The sequence below is a fragment of the Rhizobacter sp. P2_H2 genome (genome assembly GCF_056403375.1).
This window is the reverse complement of the sequence record NZ_JBFUFP010001650.1, coordinates 1-774: the sequence shown is the minus strand read 5'-3', so window position 1 is coordinate 774 and position 774 is coordinate 1. Positions and strand designations below refer to the sequence as shown.

The 774-nt window shown below is 72.2% G+C and carries 2 protein-coding genes; both read right to left on the bottom strand.

The window, feature by feature from the left end:
- The coding region (locus AC1D15_RS35370) for a laccase domain-containing protein (RefSeq protein ID WP_477829760.1) at positions 1 to 348 on the bottom strand (348 nt) is incomplete at its 3' end.
- A partial coding sequence (locus AC1D15_RS35365) for a glutathione S-transferase C-terminal domain-containing protein (protein WP_477829759.1) occupies positions 348 to 774 on the bottom strand: 427 nt, incomplete at its 5' end. The genes AC1D15_RS35365 and AC1D15_RS35370, both read right to left, overlap by 1 nt.

Here is a 774-nt window from a genome sequence, read left to right as displayed (position 1 = left end):
CAGCAGCACCGGCAGGCAATCGGCCACCTGCACCGTGCAGGCCACGCCGCGCTCGGTGGTGATCGCCGCATCGGCCTCTTCGAGCGCTGCGCCAGCCGACGCCCGCAGCAGCCGCAGCACCCGCGTGCCATGCACCTGCTTCATGAAGACCGGCGCCGCGCCAGTCGCGGCCGCGAAGCGCGCGCGGTTCGCGTCGACCGCCTCCGGGTCGTCGCCGACCGCGATGCCGAGGTTCAGGCTCTCCCACGGCGGCGCGCTGAGGCCGCCGCGGCGCGTGCTCATCAACGCGCCGACGTGGTCCAGCGCCCAGTCGGGGACCAGCGCGTCCTGCAACGCCGTCGTGGCCATCAGGTCGCGTCCGGGCAGGCCGAAGGCTGCGAGCGGCTGAACGCATCGAGCCGCATGCATTCCTCGAAGATGCGCATCACCGTCGGCACGTGGTCGAGCCGGCAGTTCAGGCGCTGCGCATTGAAGATCTGCGGCACCAGCGTGATGTCGGCGAGCGTCGGCTTGTCGCCATGGCAGAAGCGGCCGGTCTCGGGCTGCCCCTCGAGCTGGCGCTCCACCGTCTCCAGCCCGGTCTCGCACCAGTGGCGGTACCAGCGGTTCTTGTCGTCCTCGCTGACGCCCAGGTCGTGCAGCAGGTAGCGCAGCACGCGCAGGTTGTTCAGCGGGTGGATCTCGCAGGCGACGTCCAGCGCGAGTGCGCGCACGCGGGCCCGGCCGAGCGGATCGGCGGGCAGCAGCGGCGGCTGCGGATGGGTCTCGTCGAGG